1 protein-coding gene is annotated in these 328 nt (G+C 57.6%); it reads right to left on the reverse strand.

Translation table 11 applies throughout. From position 1 onward, the window contains the following. Positions 1 to 67 precede the first annotated feature (67 nt). A partial coding sequence (locus U5771_RS35440; protein WP_322028220.1) for an IS3 family transposase occupies positions 68 to 328 on the reverse strand: 261 nt, incomplete at its 5' end.

The raw sequence follows: 328 nt of genomic DNA on the forward strand, positions 1-328 counted from the left end.
ATTTGGTCTGCTTGACGATACGTTGCGGCGCGACTGAGGTCGGACGGAATTCGTGGAGGCCAACGGGTTAAGCAGCGATCTGATTCAAATAGAAGCGCTGCGTGAACGCGACAGGCGATTGGTAGTTCAGACGCGCCTGCGTGCGCTGCCGGTTGTAGAAGATTTCGATGTATTCGCTGATCGCCAGGCGTGCCTGCTCGCGCGTGGCGAAGCGTTGATGATAGACCAGTTCATTCTTCAGCGTTCCCCAGAAGGATTCGATGGGCGCGTTGTCGTAGCAGTTGCCACGGCGGCTCATCGACGCGCGCATGTCAAACTGGCCGATGAG

Source organism: Burkholderia sp. BCC1977, from assembly GCF_905339595.1.
Classification (GTDB): Bacteria; Pseudomonadota; Gammaproteobacteria; order Burkholderiales; family Burkholderiaceae; genus Burkholderia.